The organism is Mumia sp. ZJ1417 (genome assembly GCF_014127285.1).
Classification (GTDB): domain Bacteria; phylum Actinomycetota; class Actinomycetes; order Propionibacteriales; family Nocardioidaceae; genus Mumia.
This window is the reverse complement of record NZ_CP059901.1, coordinates 2203925-2228032: the sequence shown is the minus strand read 5'-3', so window position 1 is coordinate 2228032 and position 24108 is coordinate 2203925. Positions and strand designations below refer to the sequence as shown.

26 protein-coding genes are annotated in these 24108 nt (G+C 69.9%); 20 read left to right on the top strand and 6 right to left on the bottom strand.

Annotation, left to right across the window (positions count from 1 at the left end; genetic code table 11):
* Positions 1 to 76 precede the first annotated feature (76 nt).
* A complete protein-coding gene (locus H4N58_RS10915; RefSeq protein WP_167002980.1) occupies positions 77 to 2227 on the top strand; it encodes an MMPL family transporter in 2151 nt (716 codons plus the stop codon).
* A 70-nt stretch (positions 2228 to 2297) separates the two neighbouring features.
* On the opposite strand, the gene H4N58_RS10910 is transcribed toward H4N58_RS10915, so the two are convergent.
* Entirely contained in the window at positions 2298 to 3257 is a 960-nt protein-coding gene (locus H4N58_RS10910) for a zinc-binding dehydrogenase (RefSeq protein WP_167250847.1), read from the bottom strand.
* 98 nt (positions 3258 to 3355) lie between these two features.
* Between H4N58_RS10910 and H4N58_RS10905 the strand changes: the two genes are divergently transcribed.
* Positions 3356 to 4258 (top strand): LacI family DNA-binding transcriptional regulator, encoded by a 903-nt coding sequence (locus H4N58_RS10905; RefSeq protein WP_208322909.1) that lies wholly within the window; start codon positions 3356 to 3358, stop codon positions 4256 to 4258.
* A gap of 54 nt (positions 4259 to 4312) precedes the next feature.
* The gene (locus tag H4N58_RS10900) at positions 4313 to 5401 is read left to right on the top strand and encodes an ATP-dependent DNA ligase (protein ID WP_167002976.1); all 1089 of its coding nucleotides are present in this window, start codon (positions 4313 to 4315) and stop codon (positions 5399 to 5401) included.
* A 60-nt stretch (positions 5402 to 5461) separates the two neighbouring features.
* Here H4N58_RS10900 and H4N58_RS10895 read toward each other — a convergent pair whose 3' ends face one another.
* From H4N58_RS10895 to H4N58_RS10875, 5 genes are all read right to left on the bottom strand, one after another.
* Positions 5462 to 6226, bottom strand: a complete 765-nt coding sequence (locus H4N58_RS10895) for a hypothetical protein (RefSeq protein ID WP_167250849.1) — start codon at positions 6224 to 6226, stop codon at positions 5462 to 5464.
* Positions 6223 to 7107, bottom strand: a complete 885-nt coding sequence (locus tag H4N58_RS10890) for an ATP-binding cassette domain-containing protein (RefSeq protein ID WP_167250851.1) — start codon at positions 7105 to 7107, stop codon at positions 6223 to 6225. Before H4N58_RS10890 ends, H4N58_RS10895 begins: the two co-directional genes overlap by 4 nt.
* Positions 7104 to 7499 (bottom strand): GntR family transcriptional regulator, encoded by a 396-nt coding sequence (locus H4N58_RS10885; protein WP_167002970.1) that lies wholly within the window; start codon positions 7497 to 7499, stop codon positions 7104 to 7106. The genes H4N58_RS10890 and H4N58_RS10885 overlap by 4 nt, the downstream gene beginning before the upstream one ends.
* Positions 7500 to 7570: 71 nt before the next feature.
* On the bottom strand, positions 7571 to 8605 hold the full coding sequence (locus H4N58_RS10880) for a DNA polymerase IV (RefSeq protein WP_167250853.1): 1035 nt from the start codon (positions 8603 to 8605) through the stop codon (positions 7571 to 7573).
* 3 nt (positions 8606 to 8608) lie between these two features.
* A complete protein-coding gene (locus H4N58_RS10875) occupies positions 8609 to 9706 on the bottom strand; it encodes a DNA polymerase domain-containing protein (protein ID WP_167002966.1) in 1098 nt (365 codons plus the stop codon).
* A 67-nt stretch (positions 9707 to 9773) separates the two neighbouring features.
* Here H4N58_RS10875 and H4N58_RS10870 point away from each other — a divergent pair, with 67 nt between their 5' ends.
* The 17 genes from H4N58_RS10870 (at position 9774) to H4N58_RS10790 (ending at position 24102) form a co-directional block, all read left to right on the top strand.
* A complete protein-coding gene (locus H4N58_RS10870; RefSeq protein ID WP_243845116.1) occupies positions 9774 to 10586 on the top strand; it encodes a spermidine synthase in 813 nt (270 codons plus the stop codon).
* Between the two features lie 77 nt (positions 10587 to 10663).
* On the top strand, positions 10664 to 11368 hold the full coding sequence (locus tag H4N58_RS10865; protein WP_208322337.1) for a metalloregulator ArsR/SmtB family transcription factor: 705 nt from the start codon (positions 10664 to 10666) through the stop codon (positions 11366 to 11368).
* Positions 11365 to 12819: a Fe-S cluster assembly protein SufB gene (gene sufB, locus H4N58_RS10860; protein ID WP_167002964.1), complete on the top strand. Its 1455-nt coding sequence runs from the start codon at positions 11365 to 11367 to the stop codon at positions 12817 to 12819. Before H4N58_RS10865 ends, sufB begins: the two co-directional genes overlap by 4 nt.
* Positions 12816 to 14027, top strand: a complete 1212-nt coding sequence (gene sufD / locus H4N58_RS10855) for a Fe-S cluster assembly protein SufD (RefSeq protein WP_182397087.1) — start codon at positions 12816 to 12818, stop codon at positions 14025 to 14027. Before sufB ends, sufD begins: the two co-directional genes overlap by 4 nt.
* A gap of 3 nt (positions 14028 to 14030) precedes the next feature.
* The gene (locus H4N58_RS10850) at positions 14031 to 14357 is read left to right on the top strand and encodes a non-heme iron oxygenase ferredoxin subunit (RefSeq protein ID WP_167250855.1); all 327 of its coding nucleotides are present in this window, start codon (positions 14031 to 14033) and stop codon (positions 14355 to 14357) included.
* A gap of 29 nt (positions 14358 to 14386) precedes the next feature.
* Positions 14387 to 15145: a Fe-S cluster assembly ATPase SufC gene (sufC, locus tag H4N58_RS10845; RefSeq protein WP_167002960.1), complete on the top strand. Its 759-nt coding sequence runs from the start codon at positions 14387 to 14389 to the stop codon at positions 15143 to 15145.
* On the top strand, positions 15145 to 16404 hold the full coding sequence (locus H4N58_RS10840) for a cysteine desulfurase (protein WP_167002958.1): 1260 nt from the start codon (positions 15145 to 15147) through the stop codon (positions 16402 to 16404). The genes sufC and H4N58_RS10840 overlap by 1 nt, the downstream gene beginning before the upstream one ends.
* Positions 16405 to 16409: 5 nt before the next feature.
* Positions 16410 to 16865: a Fe-S cluster assembly sulfur transfer protein SufU gene (gene sufU, locus H4N58_RS10835; RefSeq protein ID WP_167002956.1), complete on the top strand. Its 456-nt coding sequence runs from the start codon at positions 16410 to 16412 to the stop codon at positions 16863 to 16865.
* The gene (locus H4N58_RS10830; protein ID WP_167002954.1) at positions 16862 to 17239 is read left to right on the top strand and encodes a metal-sulfur cluster assembly factor; all 378 of its coding nucleotides are present in this window, start codon (positions 16862 to 16864) and stop codon (positions 17237 to 17239) included. Before sufU ends, H4N58_RS10830 begins: the two co-directional genes overlap by 4 nt.
* 35 nt (positions 17240 to 17274) lie before the next feature.
* Positions 17275 to 17850, top strand: coding sequence for an acVLRF1 family peptidyl-tRNA hydrolase (locus H4N58_RS10825; RefSeq protein WP_167002952.1), 576 nt, complete (start codon positions 17275 to 17277; stop codon positions 17848 to 17850).
* Positions 17851 to 17929: 79 nt separating this feature from the next.
* Positions 17930 to 18466, top strand: a complete 537-nt coding sequence (locus tag H4N58_RS10820; RefSeq protein WP_167002950.1) for a hypothetical protein — start codon at positions 17930 to 17932, stop codon at positions 18464 to 18466.
* Positions 18460 to 19335, top strand: a complete 876-nt coding sequence (locus H4N58_RS10815; protein WP_167250857.1) for a hypothetical protein — start codon at positions 18460 to 18462, stop codon at positions 19333 to 19335. Before H4N58_RS10820 ends, H4N58_RS10815 begins: the two co-directional genes overlap by 7 nt.
* A gap of 139 nt (positions 19336 to 19474) precedes the next feature.
* Complete coding sequence (locus H4N58_RS10810) at positions 19475 to 20236, top strand: SAF domain-containing protein (RefSeq protein ID WP_167002946.1); 762 nt, start codon at positions 19475 to 19477, stop codon at positions 20234 to 20236.
* A complete protein-coding gene (locus H4N58_RS10805) occupies positions 20233 to 21018 on the top strand; it encodes a hypothetical protein (protein WP_167002944.1) in 786 nt (261 codons plus the stop codon). The genes H4N58_RS10810 and H4N58_RS10805 overlap by 4 nt, the downstream gene beginning before the upstream one ends.
* On the top strand, positions 21018 to 22325 hold the full coding sequence (locus H4N58_RS10800) for a CpaF family protein (RefSeq protein ID WP_167002942.1): 1308 nt from the start codon (positions 21018 to 21020) through the stop codon (positions 22323 to 22325). Before H4N58_RS10805 ends, H4N58_RS10800 begins: the two co-directional genes overlap by 1 nt.
* On the top strand, positions 22325 to 23191 hold the full coding sequence (locus tag H4N58_RS10795; RefSeq protein ID WP_167002940.1) for a type II secretion system F family protein: 867 nt from the start codon (positions 22325 to 22327) through the stop codon (positions 23189 to 23191). Before H4N58_RS10800 ends, H4N58_RS10795 begins: the two co-directional genes overlap by 1 nt.
* Positions 23188 to 24102 (top strand): type II secretion system F family protein, encoded by a 915-nt coding sequence (locus H4N58_RS10790; RefSeq protein WP_167250859.1) that lies wholly within the window; start codon positions 23188 to 23190, stop codon positions 24100 to 24102. Before H4N58_RS10795 ends, H4N58_RS10790 begins: the two co-directional genes overlap by 4 nt.
* Positions 24103 to 24108 lie beyond the last annotated feature (6 nt).

Sequence of the window (24108 nt, the reverse complement as noted above, 5' to 3'; positions counted from 1 at the left end):
ACAGTCTAGAGAGCCGGTGCTTGGATAGGGTCTTCGGGGGCCACCAGCGGGGTGGCCCTATGCATGGGGGGTTCCCTTGTTCGGCAGCCTTGGCCGCTATATCGTCCGTCATCCCTGGCAGGTCATCCTCGCGTGGATCCTGCTTGCCGTCGTCGTGGTCGCGACGGCGCCCAAGCTGGAGTCGACCTCGGACGAGGCAGACTTCCTCCCTAGCCACTACGAGTCGATCAAGGCGCTCGAAGCCCAGCAGGAGGCGTTCCCCGAGCTCGCCGACACCGAGCCGGCGGCGATCGTGGTCGTCGACCGCGCGGACGGCGCACCGCTGAGCGAGCAGGACGTCGCGGCGGTCGAGGAGATGGCGCAGGACCTGAGCACCGCCGACATCGACCTCCTCGACGACGTCCGTGCCAACCCGCCGTCGGAGAACGGCCTCGTCCAGACCATCAGCGTCGGACTGGCCGAGGGCACCGACCCCTTCGACGTCGCGCTCAACGACAGCGCCGAAGAGCTGCGGGAGCAGGTCGCGGACGCGGCAGAGGGCACCGACCTCCGCGTCGGTGTCACCGGGTCGATCGCGCAGAACCTCGATGCGACCGAGGCGGCGAGCGGCGCCGAGGCCGCGGTCGGTGTCGCGACGATCGGCCTCATCGTCGTGCTGCTGCTGGTGATCTTCCGGAGTCCGATCATCGCTCTGCTCCCGATCGTGGTGATCACGATCGTCTCCCAGGTCGCGACGGGGTTGATCGCCTACGCCAACGAGCTGTTCGGCCTCCAGACCGACTCGTCGATCACCGTCATCCTCATCGTGGTGCTGTTCGGCATCGGCACCGACTACATCCTCTTCGTGATGTTCCGCTACCGCGAGCGGCTCCGAGAGGGTGAGGGGCCGAAAGAGGCGATGATCCACGCGATCGAGCGCGCGGGTGAGGCCATCGCCTCGGCCGGCGGCGCCGTCATCGTGGCGTTCCTCGCGCTGGTGCTCTCCACGCTCAGCATCTTCCGCGCGATCGGGCCCGCCCTCGCCATTGCGGTCGCGGTGACGGTCGTCGCTGCGCTCACGCTCGTCCCTGCGGTGGTGTCGCTGCTCGGCACGAAGGTGTTCTGGCCCTCGAAGGCGTGGAAGAAGGAGCCTCGCTCGGCCCGCTTCGGCGCGATGGGCGGCGCGCTCGGTCGCCACCCGGGCCGCTTCGCGCTCGCCTCCGGCCTGCTGCTGGCGTCGCTCGCGGTCTTCGCGTTCGGCTTCAAGCCCTCGTTCGACTTCTCGCAGATGAGCCTGCCGGACGATGCCGAGTCGATGGTCGCGAGCGAGCGCATGCTCGAGGGCTACCCGGCCGGCGCGACCGCGCCGCAGACCGTCGTCCTGCAGAGCACGGACGATGCGCCGCTGGAGCAGGCCGACCTCGCGTCGTACGGCGAGGCGCTGAACGCGGCCGAGGGTGTCGCGCAGGTCGCCGAGCCGATCCCCAACAGCGACGGCACGGCCGCGATCTTCGTCGTGACCCTCGACGACGACCCGATGTCCGACGTGGCCATGGAGCACGTCGAAGGGCCGATCCGCACCGCCGCGCACGACGCGGCACCGGACGGTTCCGAGGCCCTCGTCGGTGGGACGACGTCGATCTTCGTCGACCTCCAGGACGCGATGGTCCGCGACTACTCCGTCGTGTTCCCGGTCGCGGCGCTGATGATCATGGTCATCCTCGCGCTTCTCCTGCGCAGCCTCGTCGCCCCGCTCTACCTGATGGCGTCGGTGGGTCTCGGATTCGCCGCGACGCTCGGCGCGACGGTGCTGGTGTTCCAGGTGGCGCAGGGCCAGGACGGCCTCATCTTCATGCTGCCGATCTACATCTATCTGTTCGTCACGGCACTGGGCACCGACTACAACATCTTGATGATCGCGCGGCTCCGCGAGGAGGCACGGCACGGCAAGGACCCGCACGCGGCCGCCGCCTGGGCCGTACGCCATGCGGGCCCGACAATCGCTGCGGCCGGCCTGATCCTCGCCGGCTCGTTCGCGGCCCTGATGCTCGGTGGCAACCCGTTGCTGGTCTCGATGGGCTTCGCGATCTCGTTCGGCATCCTCGTGGCGGCGTTCGTGATGTCGATGTTCTTCACGCCATCGCTGACCGCGCTCCTCGGGCACGCCGCCTGGTGGCCCGGTCGCGCCGACCGCGCCCGCCCACAGGACGAGGTCGAGGAACCGCTCGAGGTCAGCCCGCGGGCCTGACGCAGGGAGAGGCAAAGGGCCTCCGGCCGATGTCGAATCGACCGGAGGCCCTTGCGTGGGCGTGCCGTCGTCAGTCGCCGAAGCGGGCGACCAAGCGCCCAGTGACCTGGTTGGCCTTGAGCCGCTCGAGACCCTTGCCGATCTCGTCGAAGGCGATCTCCTCGTAGACCGGGGTGATCTCGCCCCTGTTCACAAGGTCGAAGACCTCCTCGATGTCCGCCACCGTGCCGCCCAGCGAGCCGATCAGCCGCTTGCCGAGGATCGTCGGTGTGACGACGGTGAAGGTGGGCTGGCCGAGTCCGACCTGGACGACGGTGCCGCCCCGCTTGACGGCGTTCAGGGCCTTCTGGGTCGTGTCGAAGCCGGCGTAGTCGACGATGAGGTCGAAGTCGGGTCCCTTGCCCCAGCCTTGGCTCGCGCTGGCCCACTCGGAGGCGTCCTTGACGCAGCTGGTGACACCTGCCTCGCGGGCGATGGCCCAGACGTCCTCCTTCATCTCCGCGACGTGGACCTCGGCACCGGCGAGGACCGCAGCCCGTGCGCCGATCTGGCCGAGACCGCCGAAGCCGATCACCCCGACCTTCATCCCGGCCGTTGCGCCACCCTCCTTGATGATCGCGTGATAGCTGGTCATGCCTGCGTCGGTGGCCAGTGCCGCCAGGGAGAGCGAGAGCCCGTCGGGAACGCGAGCGAGGTCCCGGAAGTCAGCGGCGAGCTTGTCGGCGAACCCGCCGGGCGTGAACATGCCGAGCGGCGGTTGGACGCCGGAGGAGTTCACACCCACGACGTCCCCGACCGCGAATCCCTCGACCTCGACGCCCAGCGCGCTGATGATCCCCGCATTCTCGTGTCCCTGCGTCATGGGGAGGTGTGGCATGACGCGGTCGCCGGTCTCCATGTACATGAGGTCGGAGTGGCACAGTCCCGCAGCCTTGACGTCGATGATGACCTGGGTCGGGCCGGGCGTGGGCTCGGGAACGTCGTTCATCTGGATCGGCTGATGATTGCCGGGGTACTGCCACGCCTTCATGGCAACGGCCCTTTCTCGGTGGGGAAGCTGCATCTCCGTACGGGTGTGCGGATATCTTGAGCGTAGGTACTAAAACGTTTTAGTCCAAGGAGTCGAGAGTGGCTGTCACGATCCGCGACGTGGCGAAGGCTGCCGGCGTGTCGCCGGCCACGGTGAGCTTCGTGCTGAACGAGACGCCCACGCAGTCGTTGCGACCCGAAACGCGCGAACGCGTCCGCGCGGCAGCCGCCGCCCTCGGTTACACGCCGCACCGCATCGCACGAGCCCTGCGTGAAGGGGTGTCACGGCTGGTCGTCTTCATCGCCGGCGACCTGCACGGAGGCAGCACGGCGAGCATGATCAGCGGCCTGGAGTCCGAGCTGCGTGAGTTCGACCACCGCCTCGTCGTGCTCCACGGACCGCGCGACGAGGATCTGCTCACCGCTCTGGCACCTCGAGCGGTGCTCGACTACGCGGTGATGGACTTCGCCGACGCCGATCTCGAAGGTGAGGGGTGGGTGGATGGCCTCGCTCGACATGCGTCGGTCCAGGTGGACCACCTCGTCGACCTCGGCCATCGGCACCTGGCCATCGCCTACCCCGCGCACGGCACCGGACGGCTCTTGGAGATCCGGTTGCACCACATCCGCACGCGACTCCAGGCCGCGGGCCTGCCAGCGCCCGTCGAGCTCTCCGTCCCCGACGACCGCCAGGAGGCCGCGGCTGGTCTGACGCGACTCCGCGAGCAGCATCCGGAGGTCACGGCAGTGGCAGCGTACGACGACATGACCGCAATCCGAGTCCTCGCCGCCTCGACCATCCTCGGGCTGCGGTCGCCGCAAGATCTCGCCGTGATCGGCTTCGACGAGAGCCCGTTCAGCAGCCTGTGGACGCCCGGCCTGACCACGGTTCGCATCGACGCCGAGGGCTACGGCCGGCGCGCCGCCAGACTCGCGCTGGGGATGCCCGTCGGTGCATGGACCCACCCGCCCTCGCAGGTCGTGCGGCGTGAGACGACCTGAGCTCGGCGGCTTTTTCACCACTGCTGAGGGCGAACTCCTTCTAGGGTGGTCATCGTGGATCTCCCAGTGATGCCTCCGGTACGCCCGATGCTGGCGAAGTCGGTCAAAGGTGTGCCGGACCCCGCCAAGGTCGACGGCGGTCTGTCGTACGAGCCCAAGTGGGACGGGTTCCGCTGCATCGTCTTCCGCGACGGCGACACCGTCGAGATGACGAGCCGCAACACGCGTGACCTCACCCGCTACTTCCCGGAGCTGGTCACCGCGTTCCTCGAGCACCTCCCCGAGCGCTGCGTCCTCGACGGCGAGATCATCGTGGCGATCGATGGACGGCTCGAGTTCGAGGTCCTCCAGGAGCGCATCCACCCGGCCGCGTCGCGGATCGGGCTGCTCGCCGAGCAGACTCCGGCCTCGTACGTCGCGTTCGACCTGCTGGCGCTCGGCGACGACGACCTGACGGGGGAGCCGTTCGAGCTGCGGCGCGCCCGCCTCGTCGAGGCGCTCCAGGACGCGGGCGCGCCGGTGCACACGACCCGTACGACGCTCGACCCCGTGGTCGCCGAGGAGTGGTTCGGGCACTTCGAAGGCGCCGGCCTCGACGGTGTCGTCGCCAAGCCGTTGCGCTCCCCGTACGAGCAGAACTCCCGCACGATGCTCAAGATCAAGCATGAGCGCACCGCCGACGTCGTGGTGGCGGGCTACCGGTTCCACAAGACGTCGACGCCGGAGCGACCCCTCCTCGGGTCGATGCTGCTGGGGCTCTTCAACGACGAGGGCGTCCTCCAGCACGTCGGCGTGTGCGCCGCGTTCACCGAGGCGCGGCGCGCGGAGCTGGCGGCGGAGCTCGACCGGCTCAAGGTGCCGTTCGCCGACCACCCGTGGGGCCGATGGGCAGAGGCCGAGGCCCACGCGGAGGGCGATCGCCTGCCCGGGGCACAGAGCCGCTGGAGCGCCGGCAAGGACCTCTCCTTCGTGCCGATCGAGCCGGTGCTGGTCGCCGAGGTCGCGTACGAGCACATGGAGGGCACGCGGTTCCGGCACACCGCCCGCTTCAAGCGGTGGCGCCCGGACCGCGACCCCGAGTCATGCACGTACGAGCAGCTCGAGGAAGTTGCCTCGTACGACCTCGCCGACGTCCTCGGCTGAGCCCGGACGTCATACGTCCTGCGGGCCGTAGCCCGCAGGACGTATGACGTTGCGGCGGCGTCAGCGGGTGACGGTGGCCGACGGACGGAGCGGGATGTCGCGGAGGAGGCGGTGCAGGATCGCGACGACAGCGGCGATCGCCGCGAGCGAGATCAGTACCAGGACGACGGCCGGGAACATGTTGTCTCCCAGCACCGCGTCGACGCCTGCGGAGTAGACGCCGCCACCGAGTGCGATCTCGGCCCCGACGACCAAGGTGGCCACGAGGATCAGGCCGACGGTCCCCCCGATCCCTCCCCAGCGGTAGTAGCCGACCGCGAGGGCGACGCCGCCGAGGAAGTACGCGATGCTGGTCAGCGACCACGAGAGCCAGATGCCGAAGAAGTCGCCCGACGAGTCGTACAGGCCGGGGTCGGCGATCGCGGTCGACCAGTCCAGGCCGCCGAAGACCAGCGACTCGACGAGCATCCCGACCGCTCCGGCGAAGGCGTACGTGACGCCCAGCGCGAACCCCGCGACGACGACACCCCGGGTGAAGGACCGGCGGGTGGCGCCGCCGGCGAGGTGCATCGGCAGCATCGCCAGCGGGATGATGATGCCCATGACGCCGAGGAAGTACGGCGCGGAGCCGAGGACGCCGTCGGCGATGCTGCCCTCGACGTCTGCCCAGGTATCGATCACGACCGTCAGGCCGACCGAGATCAGGACGACGGCGATCCAGAAGTAGGCGCCGATCTGCCACGTGCCGACGAACGTCGCGTACGCGCTGGTCCACATGCCGCGCCGCTCCTGCGTACGGGCATCCGCATCGAGAGTGTCGGTCATCGGACTGTCTCCTGGGTCAGGTGGATGAAGAGGTCTTGGAGCGACACCCGGGCCACCTCGACACCCGCGTCGCGAGCCAGAGCCAACTCAGCGGGGTCGAGGGACCCTTCGAGGGTGATCTGTGTGCTGCCGCCGAGGCTGCGGGTGGACAGAGTGCGCCGTCCGTCGGTGAGCTTGGCGACCGCACTGGTCGGCCCGACCAGGCTGATCGCCCGGTCCCGGACGGTGTCGGCCGTCTCGGCGAGCAGCGTCTTGCCCTCGTGGATCACCACGACGTCCTCGAAGAGCCGCTCCACCTCGTCGATGAGGTGGCTCGAGACGACGATCGTGCGGGGGTGGTCGGTGTAGTCGTCGAGCAGCGCGTCGTAGAAGGCGTAGCGGCTCGGTGCGTCCATGCCGAGGTAGGTCTCGTCGAAGATCGTCAGCGGCGCGCGGCTCGCGAGGCCGATCACGCAGCCGAGCGCGGACTGCTTGCCACGCGAGAGACGGTCGGGGCAATGGGCGGGGTCGATCCCGAACCGGTCGAGCAGTGCAGTGGCGAAGTCGGTGTCCCACGTCGGTCGCAGCTCGGAGTAGTAGCCGAGCGTCTCCTCGACGCTGGTGTCGCGCAGCACGTCGCCGGACTCGCGGACGAGCTGGACGCCGGCCATCACGACGGCGTTCTCGAACGGGTCCCGACCGTCGACGCGGACGGTCCCCGAGGTCGGGCGCCGCAGCGAGGCGAGGAGGGCGAGCGCGGTCGACTTGCCGGCACCGTTGCGGCCGAGGAGCCCGGTGATCGTGCCGGGGCGGAGCGAGAAGCTCGCGCCGTCGAGTGCAGGCTCGCCCCTGCCGTACCGGACGGTGACGTCGGTCAGCTCTGCTCCGTACGGGGTGGTCATCGTGCGTCGCCTTCCGTCACGGGGGTGGGGGAGGTGGTCGGGGTGGTGTCGTCGAGATAGGCGACGAGCTCGCGGCGGGGGATGCCGAGGAGATCGGCCTGCTCCACCGCCGGGCGGAAGACCCGGTCGAGGTACGCCGCGCGGTGCTCGTCGAGGAGCCGCTCGTGGGCGCCGTGGGCGACGAACATGCCGAGCCCGCGCCGCTTCTCGATCAGGCCCTCGTCGACGAGGATCCCGAACGCCTTCGCCGCGGTCGCCGGGTTGATGCGGAACGTGGTCGCGTACTGGGTGGTGGACATCACCTGGGCCTCCTCGGGCAGGTCGCCGCTCAGGATCTGGGCGCGAATCTGTTCGGCGATCTGGATGTAGATCGGCTCTGGTCCGTCGAACAAGATCCCGACACCTCCTGTGGTTCATTACTGGACTAATGAACCACAGAACGCGTGTCGATGCAAGCCGTCGGCTACTGGGGATCGGCCATCTCGGCGGCGACACCGAGGAGTCGTACGGAGCGGGTCCGGTCGGTCCGCTCCAGCAGCGAGGCCGCCGCATCCGCGATCACCGCGGCATCGGACGTCGGCTCGGCGAGCTTCGTGCTGCGGGTGCGCGTCTCGAACGGGACGTAGCGGATCTTGAGCCGCACGCGCACCGCCGGACGTCCGTCCTCGACCACATCGCTGGCGGCGAGCACGGCCAGTCGACGGACCTGCGCCTCGACCTCGGCGGGGTCGTCCAGGTCGTTCTGGAACGTCTCCTCGTGCCCGTGCGAGCGGGGCACCCACGGTGTCGGGTCGACGGGGGAGGCGTCGACCCCACGGGCGAGGCGTCGGTACCACGGGCCCATCGTCGGCCCCAGCTCGGCGGCGAGCCGCTCCTCGTCCGCGTCGCCGACCTCGCGCACCGTGCGAAGTCCCAGTGCGGCCAGCTTCGCGGCGGTCTTGCTGCCGATCCCCCAGACGCCGTCGGCCGGACGGTCACCCATCACCGCCCACCAGTTGTCACGGGTCAGCGTGAACGTGCCGCGAGGCTTGCCGAAGTCGGTCGCGTTCTTCGCGCGGATCTTGTTGTCGCCGATGCCGACCGAGCAGTGCAGCCGCGTCCGCGCGAGGACCCGCTCCTGGATCGCGTGGGCGAGGGCGGTCGCGCGCGCGAGGTCGGCGTCCGGACCGGCGTCGACGAACGCCTCGTCCCACCCGAGGACCTCGACCGCCGTGCCGAAGCTGCGCAGCGCCGCCATCACCTGCTCGGACGCCTCGTCGTACGCCGGCTTGTCGACGGGCAGGAACACCGCGTCAGGGCACTTCTTGGCCGCCGTCCGCAGGGGCATGCCGGACCGGACGCCGAACTCCCGCGCCTCGTACGACGCCGTCGACACAACCGCACGCTCGGTCGGGTCGCCGCGGCCACCGACGATCACGGGGAGCCCAGCGAGCTCGGGACGGCGCAGCACCTCGACCGCGGCGATGAACTGGTCGAGATCGACGTGCAGCACCCACATCCGTCAGCCCTCGGGCGCGTCCTCGTCGGCCCAGTTGGCAGCGTTCTTGCGGCTGGGCTGCACACGCGGCGGCTCGCCCGGCATCTTGGGGTAGTCGGGTGGGTACGGCATGTCGCCGAGCCCCTGCTCCTCGTCGCGGGCGTACAGGTCGAGCAGTGGCTCGAGCGAGCACGCCGTGTCGTCGATGGCCGCGTGGAGGTCGCCGAGCTCGGCGAAGCGCGGCGGCACCGTGTGGAGGGTGAAGGCGCGCGGGTCGTCGAGCGTCGCGAGCTCGTCCCAGGTCACGGGGGTGGAGACCGGCGCGCCCGGCTTCGGGCGCAGGCTGTAGGCACTGGCGATCGTCCGGTCGCGGGCGTTCTGGTTGAAGTCGACGAAGATGCGCGCGCCTCGCTCTTCCTTCCACCAGTTCGTGGTGACCCCGTCCGTACGGCGCTCGAGCGCGCGACCGAACGCGATCGCGGCGTGGCGGACGTCGGTGAAGGACCACCGCGGCTCGATGCGGACGTAGACGTGCACGCCCCGGTTGCCGCTCGTCTTGGGGAAGCCGACCATGCCGAGGTCGTCGAGCAGGGCCCGCGCCTGACCGGCCACCCGTACGGCGTCGGTGAAGTCCGTCCCCGGCTGGGGGTCGAGGTCGATGCGCAGCTCGTCGGGGTGCTCGGCGGCCTCGCGACGGACCGGCCACGGGTGGAACGTGAGCGTGCCCATCTGCGCCGCCCACGCGACCGTCGCGAGCTCGGTGGGGCAGACCTCGTCGGCCGAGCGGCCTGACGGGAACTCGATGCGGGCCGACTGGACGAAGTCGGGAGCGCCCTTGGGGAGGCGCTTCTGATAGAACGCGTCGCCGCGGTTGTCGACCCGGGTCGACAGTGTCATGCCCTCACGGACCCCCTTGGGCCACCGCTCGAGCGTGGTCGGGCGCTCGCGCAACGCGCGCATGATGCCGTCACCCACCGCGAGGTAGTAGCGGACGACGTCGAGCTTGGTCACCTCGCCCGACCATGGCGTCGCCTCGTAGATCACGCGGTCGGGACTGCTCACCCGGACGGCACGGCTCCCACCGGGGGACTCGACCTCGACCTCGGTCGCTGCTGCAGGCATGCGACCAACCTAGGCCTTCGCGGGGACACGATGCGCGTTCGCGCGCGCGGGCACGTAGTCTCTCGCCGTGGAACGCCAGATCACGCTCGCCCCCGAGCCTGGGCGGAGCCATGCGTTCACTCTCCGCGTGGGTGGGGCCGACCAGTCGCACGTCGACCTGGCAGACCCGACCCGGCTCGTGTTCGAGTACGTCCAGCGGATCGCTGACACGCTGGACCTCCTGCGCCCCGCCCCGGACCGGATCGGCGTCGTCCACGTCGGCGGTGCCGGGCTGACCCTGCCCCGGTACGTCGCCGCGACCCGCCCCCGCTCGGCGCAGGTCGTCCTCGAGCCCGACGCAGACCTCACCTCGTACGTCCGCGAGCACCTCCCGCTGCCCAGCCGCAGCGGGATCAAGGTGCGGCCCATCGGGGGGCGTGAAGGGCTCGCGGAACTGCGCGACTCGTATGCCGACGTGGTCGTGCTCGACGCCTTCGACGGGCCTGTCGTCCCGGCCGAGCTGACGACGGCCGAGGCGTTCGCCGAGGTCGCGCGGGTGCTGCGACCCGACGGTGTGCTGCTCGCGAACGTGGCAGACCGAGGGCCGTTCCGGTACGCCCGTCGGGTGCTGGCGGCGGTTCGCACGACGTTCGGCGAGGTCGTCGTGAGCGCGGAGCCAGCGACGCTCAAGGGGCGACGCTTCGGGAACGTCCTGCTGGTCGCGAGCCGGGTGCCGCTGCCGGTGGAGGGCATGGCGCGGCGTGCGGCCTCGTCGGCGTTCCCCTACCGCGTGCTCGCGGGGGCAGAGCGCGACAGCATCCTCGGCGGCGGAGTCCCATTCACGGACGCCGACGCGGAGCCATCGCCCGGCCCACCCGGTGGGGCGACCTACTTCTCGTGAGCGCCCTTCCGTGTGACCGGGGTTACTAAGGACATCCTTCGTTGAATGCGCACGAGCAATAAGGGCACACTGGTGTTGTGAAATCCGCACGGGAGCTCTCTGACGAGTCGCCGACTCGTGAGCGCGTGGTGCGCAGCATCATGCACGAGGGCCCGTCCACAGCCGCCCAGCTGGCCGAGCGGCTCGAGCTGACACCTGCCGCCGTTCGCCGCCATCTCGATGCCCTCCTCGACGAGGAGATGATCGAGGTCGCCGCCGAGCGTCCGCTCTCGCAGCGGCGTGGCAGGGGACGGCCGGCCAAGGCCTTCGCCCTCACCGACGAGGGCCGCGAGGCGTTCGAGCAGGACTACGACGACCTGGCGGTCAGTGCGCTGCGGTTTGTCGCCGATACGCTCGGCGAGGACGCGGTGAAGGAGTTCGCCAGGCGGCGCAGCCAGGAGTTCGAGCGTCGTCTGCTGCCCTTGCTTGAGGACACCACGCCCGAGCAGCGACCCGAGGTCCTGGCCGAGGCGCTGGCCGAGGACGGTTACGCCGCCACCGTGCGGCAGGCACCCGGAGGCACCCAGGTGTGCCAGCACCACTGCCCGGTCGCCCACGTGGCGGCCGCGTTCCCCGAGCTCTGCGAAGCGGAAACGGAAGCGTTCGCCCGGATGTTGGGACATCACGTGCAGCGTCTCGCCACCATCGCCCACGGCGACGGTGTGTGCACCACGTACGTGCCCGACACTCCCGCCACGCTTTCGAGCACTGCCTTCATGACCGACGAGAGGACCACCCGATGACCACCACCCCGGACACCGGCGTCAGCGCCGTGCCCAACGCCATCGAGCAAGCCAATCCCGAGCTCGAGGGCCTCGGCCGGTACGACTTCGGCTGGGCCGATCCCGACATCGCGGGAGCGAGCGCCAAGCGGGGTCTCAACGAGGACGTCGTCCGCGACATCTCCTCGCGCAAGGACGAGCCCCAGTGGATGCTCGACCTGCGGATGAAGGGCCTCAAGCTCTTCGGCCGCAAGCCGATGCCGACGTGGGGCGCCGACCTGGGCGGCATCGACTTCGACAACATCAAGTACTTCGTCCGCTCCACCGAGAAGCAGGCGACCTCCTGGGAGGAGCTCCCGGAGGACATCAAGAACACGTATGACCGCCTCGGCATCCCCGAGGCCGAGAAGCAGCGCCTGGTCGCCGGTGTCGCCGCGCAGTACGAGTCCGAGGTTGTCTACCACCAGATCCGCGAGGACCTGGAGGAGCAGGGCGTCATCTTCCTCGACACCGACACGGCGCTCAAGCAGCACCCGGAGCTGTTCCAGGAGTACTTCGCGACCGTGATCCCGGTCGGCGACAACAAGTTCTCCGCGCTCAACTCGGCGGTCTGGTCGGGCGGCTCGTTCATCTACGTGCCCAAGGGGGTCCGCGTCGACATCCCGCTGCAGGCCTACTTCCGGATCAACACCGAGAACATGGGCCAGTTCGAGCGGACGCTGATCATCGTCGACGAGGACGCGTACGTCCACTACGTCGAGGGCTGCACCGCGCCGATCTACAAGACCGACTCGCTGCACTCCGCGGTCGTCGAGATCATCGTCAAGAAGGGCGGCCGCTGCCGCTACACGACGATCCAGAACTGGTCGAACAACGTCTACAACCTGGTCACCAAGCGCGCCACCTGCGAGGAGGGCGCCCAGATGGAGTGGGTCGACGGCAACATCGGCTCCAAGGTGACCATGAAGTACCCGGCGATCTACCTGATGGGCGAGCACGCCCGCGGCGAGACGCTGTCGCTGGCCTTCGCCGGCGAGGGCCAGCACCAGGACTCCGGCGCCAAGATGGTCCACGCCGCGCCGCACACGTCGAGCTCGATCATCTCCAAGTCGGTCGCGCGCGGCGGTGGCCGTGCGTCGTACCGTGGCCTGCTCCAGGTCCAGGAGGGCGCCGAGCACTCCGCCTCCACCGTCAAGTGCGACGCGCTGCTCGTCGACGACATCAGCCGCTCCGACACCTACCCGTACGTCGACGTCCGTGAGGACGACGTGTCGCTCGGCCACGAGGCCACGGTCTCCAAGGTCAGCGACGACCAGCTCTTCTACCTGATGAGCCGCGGGATGGAGGAGGACGAGGCGATGGCGATGATCGTGCGTGGCTTCGTCGAGCCCATCGCGCGCGAGCTCCCGATGGAGTACGCGCTCGAGCTCAACCGTCTGATCGAACTGCAAATGGAAGGTGCCGTCGGGTGACCGCCCCCACCACTACTACAACGTCTGCTGGCCCTCTCGCCGGCCCGGTCGAGACCAGGGTCGTCAGCCACCTGCACCCGGAGGGGTCGTTCGACCCTGCCGACCACGAGGTGCCCAGGGGGCTCGAGGAGATCTGGCGCTTCACCCCGCTGAAGCGCCTGCGTGACCTCCACAAGGACGCGCCGCTGGACGGCCACGACTACGAGGTCTCGATCGACGCCGCGCCCGAGGTGCGGGCTGAGTCGGTCGACATCGACGACCCCGTACGCGGCTCGTCGACGTACAAGCCCGTCGACCGGATCTCGGCGCGCGCCTGGGAGGCGTCGGACCGTCTGTTCAAGGTGACCGTCCCCGCCGAGGCCGTCGCGTCGCAGCCCACCTGGGTCACGTTCCGCGGTACGGGCTCGGAGAAGGCGGGCGCCGGCCACGTCGTCATCACGGCCGAGGCGTTCTCGAAGGCCACGGTCGTCATCGACTACGTCGGCTCGGCGACCTGGGCCGAGAACGTCGAGATCGTCCTCGGCGACGGCGCCCAGCTGACTGTCGTCGCAGTCCAGGACTGGGACGACGACGCCGTGCACGTGTCGCACCACCACGCGCACGTCGGCCGCGACGCGAGCCTCAAGCACGTGCTTGTCAGCTTCGGCGGCGACCTCGTGCGCATCAACGCGTCGGTCGAGTACGCCGGCACCGGCGGTGACGTCGAGATGCTCGGCCTCTACTTCGCCGACGCCGGTCAGCACCTCGAGCACCGCCTCTTCGTCGACCACAACAACCCCAAGGGGCGCAGCAAGGTCGAGTACAAGGGCGCGCTCCAGGGCAAGGACGCCCACACCGTGTGGATCGGCGACGTGCTGATCCGCAAGGAGGGCGTCGGCATCGACACGTACGAGAGCAACGACAACCTCGTCCTCACCGACGGGGCACGTGCCGACTCGGTGCCGAACCTGGAGATCGAGACCGGCGAGATCGAGGGCGCGGGTCACGCGTCGACGACCGGCCGGTTCGACGACCTGCACCTGTTCTACCTGCAGAGCCGCGGCATCCCGGAGGTTGAGGCGCGCCGCCTCGTCGTGCACGGCTTCTTCAACGACGTGATCCGCCGTACCGGCGTCCCGGAGATCCAGGACCGTCTGCTGCAGACCGTCGAGGCCGAGCTCGCCAAGCACGTCGGTGTCGCCGACGTGGTGGCGGCCGCGGAGGCCTGAGCCATGAGCGGGTTCGCGTACGCGGCACAGTTCGCCGACGTCCCTGACGGGGGAGTGCTGGCGGTCGAGGTCGAGGGCCTCGACGTCGCGCTCGTCCGCTGCGGCGAGGAGGTCTTCGCCGTCCATGACGAGTGCTCGCACGCGGCGGTGCCGCTGTCGGAGGGCGACGTGGAGAACTGCACCCTCGAGTGCTGGCTCCACGGCTCGCGCTTCGACGTCCGCACCGGCGAGGTCCTCAACCTGCCGGCGACCGAGCCAGTGCCGGTCTATCCCTGCAAGGTCACCGAGGACGCGACCGTCCTCGTCGACGTGACCAGCCCCAGCATCTGATCCTCAAGAAATTTACGGAGTCACCACACATGTCCACTCTCGAGATCCACGACCTGCACGTCTCGGTGGCCACCGAGGACGGCGCCAAGGAGATCCTCAAGGGCGTCGACCTGACCGTGAAGTCGGGCGAGACGCACGCGATCATGGGCCCGAACGGCTCGGGCAAGTCCACGCTCGCCTACTCCATCGCCGGCCACCCCAAGTACAAGATCACCTCCGGCTCGGTGGCCCTCGACGGCCTCGACATCCTCGACATGACCGTCGACGAGCGCGCCCGTGCGGGCCTGTTCCTCGCCATGCAGTACCCGGTCGAGATCCCGGGCGTCTCGGTCGCAAACTTCCTGCGCGCCGCCAAGACCGCCCTCGATGGCGAGGCGCCGTCGCTGCGCAGCTGGGTCAAGGACGTCAACGGTGTCCTGGAGCGCATGACGCTGGACAAGACCTTCAGCCAGCGCTCGGTCAACGAGGGCTTCTCCGGCGGCGAGAAGAAGCGCCACGAGATCGCCCAGCTCGAGCTGCTCAACCCGAAGTTCGCGATCCTCGACGAGACCGACTCCGGGCTCGACATCGACGCACTGCGCATCGTGTCCGAGGGCGTCAACCGCTTCTCGGCGCAGGGTGATCGCGGCGTGCTGCTGATCACGCACTACACGCGCATCCTCCGCTACATCAAGCCGGACTTCGTGCACGTGTTCGTCAACGGCAAGGTCGCCGAGAGCGGCGGTGCGGGGCTGGCCGAGGAGCTCGAGGCCAACGGCTACGACAAGTACACCAAGGCCGCAGCCTGATGAGTGCCGCCGGCGGTTACGACGTCGAGAAGGTTCGAGAGGACTTCCCGATCCTGAGCCGCACCATGGCCGGAGACCGCCCGCTGGTCTACCTCGACAGCGCGAACACGTCGCAGAAGCCGACCGCGGTCATCGAGACGATCGCCGAGCACTACCGCCGGCACAACGCCAACGTCGCGCGCGCCATGCACCAGCTCGGCGCCGAGGCCACCGAGGCGTTCGAGGGCGCGCGCGACAAGGTCGCCGCGTTCGTCCATGCTCCGTCGCGTGACGAGATCGTGTTCACCAAGAACGCGTCCGAGGCGCTCAACCTGGTCGCCAACGCCTATCGCAACGCCGTGGGCGACCTCGAGATCCGTCCGGGTGACGAGATCGTGACGACCGAGCTCGAGCACCACTCCAACATCGTCCCGTGGCAGCTGCTCGCGCAGCGTACGGGCGCGACGTTGCGGTGGTTCGGTCTGACCGACGAGGGCCGGCTCGACCTGTCGAACCTCGACGAGCTCGTCAATGAGCGCACGCGGATCGTCACGGTCGCGTGGGTGTCCAACATGCTGGGGTCGGTCAGCCCGCTCGACGCGATCATCGCGCGGGCGCACGCTGTCGGCGCGATCGTCGTGGTCGACGCCTCGCAGGCCGTGCCGCAGATGCCGGTGGACTTCTCTGCGCTCGGTGCCGATGTCGTGGTCTTCACCGGTCACAAGATGGTGGGCCCGACCGGGATCGGCGTGCTCTGGGGGCGCAAGGCGCTGCTCGAAGAGCTCCCGCCGTTCCTCGGGGGCGGCGAGATGATCGAGACCGTGACGATGGAGCGCTCGACGTACGCGCCGCCGCCGGCGAAGTTCGAGGCCGGCACGCCGCCGATCGTCCAGGCGATCGGGCTCGGCGCTGCCGCCGACTACCTCACGGCGCTCGGCATGGACAACGTCGCGGCTCACGAGCGGGAGATCACCGCGTACGCCCTCAAGCGGCTCGGTGAGGTCGACGGTCTCACCATCGTGGGGCCGAGCGAGGCAGTCGAGCGCGGGGGAGCGGTGAGCTTCACCCTCGACGGCGTCCACCCGCACGACGTGTCGCAGCTGCTCGACTCGTACGGCATCGCCGTGCGCGCCGGCCACCACTGCGCGAAGCCGGCGCACCAGCGCTTCGGGGTGCAGTCGACGACGCGCGCGTCGTTCTACCTCTACACGACGCCGGCGGAGATCGACGCGCTCGTCGAGGGAATCGAACGCACCCAAAAGTACTTCAAGGTGGTGTGACGAGCGTGGATGTCGACTCCCTGTATCAAGAGATCATCCTGGACCACTACAAGAAGCCTCACGGTGCGGGTCTGCGTGACCCGTACGAGGCCGAGGTCCACCACGTCAACCCGACGTGCGGCGACGAGATCACGCTGCGGGTGCACCTCGAGGGCGACAGGGTCGCCGACGTGTCGTACGACGCTGAGGGCTGCTCGATCAGCCAGGCGTCCGCGTCGGTGCTCAACGACCTCGTCGTCGGCAAGTCGGTGACCGAAGGCATGGCGCTGCTGGACGAGTTCCAGACCCTCATGCAGGGGCGCGGACAGGTCGAGCCCGACGAGGACGTGCTCGAGGACGGCATCGCGTTTGCCGGGGTGGCGCAGTTCCCCGCCCGGGTGAAGTGTGCGCTGCTGTCGTGGATGGCGTGGAAGGACGCGACGGCCCAGGCCGTCGCCAACGAGAGCGAGGAAGGCCGATGAGCGAGACTGCACCGGACCAGACCACGGACGACCTCCCCGAGGTTGACCTGAGGCCGGCGGGAAGCGTCACGACGGCTGAGGATGTCAACGAGGCGATGAAGGACGTCGTCGATCCCGAGCTCGGGATCAACGTCGTCGACCTGGGGCTCGTCTACGAGGTCGAGGTCGACCCCGCCAACAACGCGACGATCGACATGACGCTCACTTCGGCGGCGTGCCCGCTGACCGACGTCATCGAGGACCAGACGCGTCAGGCGCTCGAGGGCATCGTCAACGACTTCCGGATCAACTGGGTCTGGATGCCGCCGTGGGGTCCCGACAAGATCACCGACGACGGCCGCGAGATGCTGCGCGCCCTCGGGTTCAACGTCTGAGGTGGTCTCGACTGGCTCGACCGGCGGGGTGTCCGGTGGTTGAGCCTGTCGAAACCCGGACCGTCCTCGTCCCGCACGAGCGGCTCCCTGGCTGGGTGGAGCGCTTCTCCGCCCGGCACGGGGAGCCGTTGGTCGTGCGTGAGGGTTCCCGCGCGATCCTGCACGCACCCGACGGCGCCGAGGCCTCGTACGAGGACGTGGACCCGCCGGCCGACTTCGGGATCGTCCTCGTCCGCCGCGGCGGCTATGCGATCGGTCGCGTCGAGGGTGGTGTCCTCGTTGCCCACAAGACGGGCACCCGGTACGTCCAGGGGAAGACGAAGGCCGGCGGCTGGAGCCAGCAGCGCTACGCCCGCCGCAGGGCCAACCAGGCCGACGCGCTCGCCGACGCCGCCTCCGAGGTCGTGGCGCGTCTTCTTCCCGATGCCGGACAGGTGTTCGGCGGCGGCGACAAGGCGCTGGTCGCTCAGGTGCTGGCGGCGCGTGAGGCAGGCCGGGAGCTGACGCTCGAGCCGCGGTGGCTGGACGTGAAGGAGCCTCGGCTCGTGGCCCTGCAGGCCGCGGTCACCGGCGCGCGGGCGTACGAGGTTCGGCTGAACCCGCTGGCGTGACCGACGCCCCGCCAGCAGTCTCCTGCCGACGCGGTGAGGGGGAGTTCGGCGTGGACCGCGCTACCACTATCTTGTTGGCGTGACTTCCCCCGTACGCGTGGGCAGGCGCCTGTCCGCCGCCGCCTGCGTCGTCCTCCTCGCGCTCTCGGTCAGCGCGTGCTCCTCCGACGAGGCGCCGGCGAGCCCGTCCTCGGCAACACCGACGGCGACCGCGACCACGGCCGACGAGAGTGCCGCGGTGTCGGCGGCCGTCACCCGCTACTGGAACGCGTTCATCGTGTCCCAGACCGAGCCGTCGAACGATCCCGCGCTGTTCGAAGGGATCGCCAAGGGCGCGTTCGTGGAACGCAACCTGACGACCGCCGGCGACTACAAGGAACGCGGCTTCCGGCGGGTGGGGCGCCCGGTGATCGGCGAGCCCGAGGTCGCGATGAAGAAGAGCGGCGCGCGAGCGGTCGTCTGCTGGGACGAGAGCGGGTGGGGCGCGGAGCAGGACGGCGAGGCGGTCTCGCCGCCGCCCACGACGCCGGTCTCGATCGCGATGACGTTGAAGAGGGACACCGAGGGCTGGTACGTCGTCGGCGTCGAGCGAAGGGGTGAGCGGGGCGCATGCTGAGGCACGTGGTGAGGATGGGGGCGCGGCTTGCCGTGGCGACCGCGACGATCGGCGCCGTCCTGATGGCGGCTCCAGCGGCGCAGGCCGACCCGGAGTGCGACTGGGTGGCCGGAGACGACGGCGTCCTGGTTTGTGTCGACCCCGGGACCCCGGGCGGGCCCGGCGACGACGGGGGGAACGACGGGGACGACGACATCGTCGAGCCTCAATGCGATCTCTCCGGTTCGCTCTACAACGACTACTGCGACGGCGACGCGCGCTGCTTCCGCAACGATCCGGCCGCGCTCCAGGAGCCCGAGGACAACGGGCTCGATCCGTCTGAGAAGCCCGACCCGGATGCTCACGCCATCTACTGGGAGTGCGAGCGTCCCGACGGCACGACGTACGAGCGCTACTTCTGGTCGGGCGCCGAGCCCACCCCTCCGCCGCTCGGCGAGCGCGCGCGGCGTGCGATCGCCCGGATCCCGCTCCCCGACTTCACCCCGACCTTCAACCCGCCTGGCCGGACGTTCGTCAGCCTCGACACGTGGTGGTGGGCAGCGGGGGCCACCCGCAGGGCGATCAGTGGCGAGGCCCTCGGCGTCGTCGCCGTCGCGCGGCCCGACCACATGGAGGTCGACCCGGGTGACAGCACCGGAGCGAAGCGGTGCCCCTTCAGGGTCAGGCGGTCGGATGCGTGCGTCCACGCGTACGCCAAGTCGTCCCTCGGCGGGACGTTCACCGCTCGGATGCGGTTGGTCTACACACTGGAGTTCCGTCTCGGGAACCAGGTGCGTGACATCCCAGGTGCGCCGTCACAGCTGGAGACCGAGTGGGCGAACCAGACGATCCCGGTACGGGAGTCGCAGGCAATCGTCGCGCCCCACTGACCCGTCCACGAGGCGACCAGAGATTTCTTGTGTGACCCGCGTTGCACCTAGACTGCTCTGGTCCACGTCAACGATCTCGGGACCGTCGTCGCTCCCGTACGCCTGACCCCGGCAGCCCATCACGAGGAGACACTGCGTCATGGCGGAGTCCACCCGAACTTCTGGCGTGTCCGTCCACGACCGGCAGCGAGAGCGTGCCGCGCGAGGCGTCCGCACCCGCCAGTCGCTCGCCGCGGCGAAGTCCGACCGTCCCGCCCCGCCGCGCCGCCGCCGTCCGGCCATGGCCGCGCTCGCTGTGCTGCTGATCGTCGGTGGGGCCGCACTGGCCGGACTTCTCGCGGTCAACCTCGACAGCCGCACCTCCGTGATCGTCGTCAAGCAGGACGTGCCGGCCGGCACGGAGATCACGACCGATCTCCTCAGCACGTCCATGGTCGCGAGCGAAGGCCTCAAGATCGTCCCCGAGGACCAGGTGTCCGAGGTGCTCGGCACGTACGCGCGAGTGCCGATCAGCGAGGGGCAGCTCCTCGACACCACGATGCTCACCACCGGTGAGGTGCTGGCCGACGACACCGCCCGGGTCGGCGTCCAGCTCGTGGGCGGGCGGGCCCCGACCGACCTGCGCTCGGGCGACGAGGTCCGTCTGATCCGCCTCGCCGAAGGCGCAGGTGGCGAGCCCACTCCGCTGGCGACGGCGATCGTGCTGCGCACGTCGACGGCCGAGTCCGGTGGCCTCGTCGACGGAGGTTCGGGTGGCGGCGGTGCGACCTTGATGGTGCCGTCCCGTGCGGCCGACGACGTCGTCGACGCCTCTGCCGGCGAGCGCCTCGGCATCGCACTGATCCGCCGCGGCGTTGCGGTCGACGAGGCCGACCTGTCGGTCCTCGGAGGACCACGATGACGCTCGTCGCCTTCGCCTCGGCCAAGGGATCGCCCGGGGTGACCCAGACGGTCACCGGCCTCGCGAGCGTGTGGCCCGCTGCGCCCGTCGTGGCCGAGCTCGACCCGGTCGGGGGTGACCTCGCCTTCCGGCAGCGCCGCGAGGACGGGGTGCCGCTCGACCGCGAGACCGGGCTCCTCTCGTATGCCGTCGCCGTACGCGGTGGGCGGGCGTCGGCCCTCGCCGATCACCTCCAGCCCACCGACGAGGGCATCGACGCCCTCGTTGGCGTGAGTGCTCCCGGGCAGGTCCAGGGCCTCGGTCTCGCCTGGCCGCACGTGGCTGCCGGTCTGCTGGCAGAGGCGCGCCCCGTGCTCGCCGACTGCGGCCGACTGACGCCCGGGTCCCCGATCGCGCCGGTCGTCGAGCAATCTTCTGCGCTCGTGCTCGTCGCGAGGTCCGACGTCTCCGCGCTCGCCCACCTGCGCGAGCGCCTGCTGTGGCTGCGCGAGCCTCTGCGGATCGGCGGCGTCGACGGCGTTCCGACGGGGGTGCTGCTCGTGGGCGACCCCCGCGACAAGCGCGCGCGTGACGACCTCGCCCGGCTGCTCGCCTCCGCCGGGGTTCCTGTGCCGGTGCTGGGCACCGTCGCGTACGACCCCAAGGTGGTCCAGAACCTGCGCACCTCCTCCGAGCGTGCTGTACGACGCACCCTGTGGCACCGCTCGCTCGTGGACGTCGTGCCCGAGGTCCACGCGCTCGTGGCGTCTCGTGTGCCGTTCTGGTCCGAGGAGGTCGTCTGATGGACCAGCTCGTGCTGAGGCGTCTGCGCGGCGAGGTCGCCGATGCGGTCTCGCGCCAGCGTCGCGAGGACGCCGACTCGGGCCTGCCGCCGATGACCAGCGAGGACGAGCGCCAGTACGCGCGCGCCGTCATCGCGCGGGTGCTCGAGACCCATGCGCGGTCCGAGATCTCCGCCGGCCGTACCCCGCCGGACACGACCGAGGAGGCCGAGCTCGCCGACGGCATCCACGCCGCTCTGTACGGCGTCGGGCGCCTCCAGCCGCTGCTCGACGACCCGGACGTCGAGAACATCGACATCAACGGCTACGACAGCGTCTTCGTGGGCTACGCCGACGGCGAGGAGCGGATGCTCCCGCCTGTCGCCGACTCGGACGACGAGCTGGTCGAGCTCGTCCAGGTGCTGGCTGCCCACTCCGGGCTGACGAGCCGCCCGTTCGACACCGCCAACCCCCAGCTCGACCTGCGGCTGCCCGACGGCAGCCGCCTGTCGGCCGTCATGGGGGTCACGCAGCGGCCGTCGCTGTCGATCCGCCGCGCGCGCCTGTCACGGGTGTCGCTGGACATGCTGGTCGAGAACGAGACGATGTCTCCCGACCTCGCGAGCTTCCTGTCCGCGGCGGTGGCCGCGCGCAAGAACATCATGATCGCGGGGGCGACCAACGCCGGCAAGACGACGCTGCTGCGCGCGCTGGCCAACGAGATCCCCGCCCACGAGCGGCTGATCACGGTGGAGCGCGCGCTCGAGCTCGGGCTCGACAAGTACCCCGACCTCCACCCCAACGTCGTCGCCTTCGAGGAGCGCCTGCCCAACTCCGAGGGCCGCGGCTACATCGGTATGGCCGACCTCGTACGCCGGTCGCTGCGCATGAACCCGAGCCGCGTCATCGTCGGCGAGGTGCTCGGTGACGAGATCGTCACGATGCTCAACGCGATGAGCCAGGGCAACGACGGCTCGCTCTCGACGATCCACGCCAACTCGTCGATCGAGGTCTTCAACCGCATCTGCACGTACGCGATCCAGTCGGCCGAGCGTCTGCCAGCCGAGGCGGCGATGATGCTCATCGCGGGCGCGATCGACTTCGTCGTGTTCGTGAAGCGACGCAACGACTACGCGACCGGTGGCGGGCTGCGCCGTGTCGTGACGTCGGTCCGCGAGGTCAACGGTGTCGACGGCCGCGTGCTGTCCAGCGAGGTCTTCGCCCTCGGGCGCGACGGGCACGCAGTGCCGGCGGCCGCGGTCAGCTGCATCGACGAGCTCGAGACGGCTGGCTACGTGCCGGGCGTCTACCAGTCTCAGGGGGTGTGATGGCCAGCCAGACGATCATGCTGGTGGTCCTGCTCGGGGCCGTCGTCGGCGCGGGCATCCTCCTGCTCGTCTGGTCACTCACCCCGCAGGAGCCGTCGGGGGTGGCGACCTCGTCGACCCTCCTCACACGCGTGAAGCGCTTCGGTGCCCGGCTGCCGATCGCGCTCGGCGTCGCCCTCGCGCTGCTGGTGCTCACCCGGTGGCCGGTGCTGGCGGCCGCGGGTGCGGCGCTCGTCGTCCTCGCGCCCTACCTCGTCGGGGGAGCGAGCAGCGAGAAGATCGCCATCGCCCGGCTCGACGGCCTGGCCGCGTGGACCGAGTCGTTGCGCGACACGATCGCCGGCGCGGTCGGCCTCGAGCAGGCGATCCCCGCGACCGCGTACGCAGCATCTCCCGCGATCTCGCCGCAGCTCATCGACCTCTCCGACCGGTTGCGCATGCGCACGCCGCTCCCGACGGCGCTCCAGCAGTTTGCGGACGACCTCGACGACAGCAGCGCGGACATGGTGATCGCCGCGCTGATGCTCAACTCGCGCCTGCGCGGACCTGGGCTTCGAGAGGTGCTCACCTCGCTGGCGGAGTCTGCGCGCGAGGAGCTGGAGATGCGTCGCCGGGTGGTCGCCGGCCGCGCCAGCACCCGACGGAGCGTCCAGATCGTCATCGGTATCACCGTCCTGTTCGTCGTCGGGCTCGCGGTGTTCAACCGCGAGTACGTCGCCCCGTACGGCAGCCCGGTCGGCCAGATGGTCCTGCTGATCGTGCTCGGTTTCTTCGCGCTCGGGTTCGTCTGGATGCGGCGTCTCTCCGTGTTCGAGATCCCCGAGCGCTTCTTGCTCACGTCGAGCTCGTCGGGGGATCGCCGATGATCCTCGTTCTGCTCGCAGGCGGCCTCGTCGGCGTCGGCATCCTCGCACTGGTCCGGATGTACGACACAGGCTCCGGCACCGCTGCCGCCGAGCTGGCGCACCTCGATGCGATGAGCCAGCGCTCGCGCGTCCGGACGTCGCTGACGGCCGACCGGCGCCACCAGGCGGAGTCCGCTCGCGTCCGCAAGCTCGGGTCGTCCGTGTCGACGTTCCTCGAGTCGCGCGGCTGGAGCGTCCCGATCAAGGTTCGCGCCGATCTGGCGGTGATGGGGCGCTCGGTCGAGACCCATCTCGGCATGACGGTGCTCGCTGCAGTCGCGGGCTTCTTCGCGCCGGTGATCATCATGATCCCTGCCGCGATGTTCTTCAGTGTCAGCTGGACGATCCCTGTCTGGCTCGCCGTCTTCGGCGCGGTCGGTGGCGCCGTCCTGACGAGCGCGCAGCTCGCGACCGAGGCCGCCGACCGTCGGCGCGACTTCCGCCACGTCGTCAGCGCCTACCTCGATCTCGTCTCGATGAATCTCGCGGGCGGACGCGGTGTCCCCGAGGCGCTGGCGACCGCCGCCGAGCTGAGCGACGGCTGGGCGATGGTCCGGATCCGCGACACGATCGAGTCCTCGCGCCTTCAGGGTGTCACCCCCTGGAACGCGCTCGGCGACCTCGGCACCGAGATGGCCATCGAGGAGCTGCGCGACCTGGCGGCGGCCCTCGCCCTCGTCGCCGAGGACGGTGCGCAGGTGCGCGAGTCGCTTTCGGCGCGTGCGGCGTCCATGCGCCAGCGCGAGCTCGCCGACGCCGAGAGCCGTGCGGCCGAGCGGTCGCAGTCCATGCTCGTCGCTCAACTGCTGCTGTGCGTAGGCTTCCTGCTCTTCCTCATCTATCCTGCCGTGGCCGAGCTCCTCGGCATGTGACCTGTC

Coding starts and splice junctions, on each gene's coding strand:
- H4N58_RS10910 (WP_167250847.1), bottom strand. CDS start 3,257: ATGAAGGCGTGGCAGTACCCCGGCAATCATCAGCCGATCCAGATGAAC.
- H4N58_RS10895 (WP_167250849.1), bottom strand. CDS start 6,226: ATGACCGACACTCTCGATGCGGATGCCCGTACGCAGGAGCGGCGCGGC.
- H4N58_RS10890 (WP_167250851.1), bottom strand. CDS start 7,107: ATGACCACCCCGTACGGAGCAGAGCTGACCGACGTCACCGTCCGGTAC.
- H4N58_RS10880 (WP_167250853.1), bottom strand. CDS start 8,605: ATGTGGGTGCTGCACGTCGATCTCGACCAGTTCATCGCCGCGGTCGAG.
- H4N58_RS10875 (WP_167002966.1), bottom strand. CDS start 9,706: ATGCCTGCAGCAGCGACCGAGGTCGAGGTCGAGTCCCCCGGTGGGAGC.
- sufB (WP_167002964.1), top strand. CDS start 11,365: ATGACCACCACCCCGGACACCGGCGTCAGCGCCGTGCCCAACGCCATC.
- H4N58_RS10850 (WP_167250855.1), top strand. CDS start 14,031: ATGAGCGGGTTCGCGTACGCGGCACAGTTCGCCGACGTCCCTGACGGG.
- sufC (WP_167002960.1), top strand. CDS start 14,387: ATGTCCACTCTCGAGATCCACGACCTGCACGTCTCGGTGGCCACCGAG.
- H4N58_RS10840 (WP_167002958.1), top strand. CDS start 15,145: ATGAGTGCCGCCGGCGGTTACGACGTCGAGAAGGTTCGAGAGGACTTC.
- H4N58_RS10830 (WP_167002954.1), top strand. CDS start 16,862: ATGAGCGAGACTGCACCGGACCAGACCACGGACGACCTCCCCGAGGTT.
- H4N58_RS10815 (WP_167250857.1), top strand. CDS start 18,460: ATGCTGAGGCACGTGGTGAGGATGGGGGCGCGGCTTGCCGTGGCGACC.
- H4N58_RS10810 (WP_167002946.1), top strand. CDS start 19,475: ATGGCGGAGTCCACCCGAACTTCTGGCGTGTCCGTCCACGACCGGCAG.
- H4N58_RS10805 (WP_167002944.1), top strand. CDS start 20,233: ATGACGCTCGTCGCCTTCGCCTCGGCCAAGGGATCGCCCGGGGTGACC.
- H4N58_RS10800 (WP_167002942.1), top strand. CDS start 21,018: ATGGACCAGCTCGTGCTGAGGCGTCTGCGCGGCGAGGTCGCCGATGCG.
- H4N58_RS10795 (WP_167002940.1), top strand. CDS start 22,325: ATGGCCAGCCAGACGATCATGCTGGTGGTCCTGCTCGGGGCCGTCGTC.
- H4N58_RS10790 (WP_167250859.1), top strand. CDS start 23,188: ATGATCCTCGTTCTGCTCGCAGGCGGCCTCGTCGGCGTCGGCATCCTC.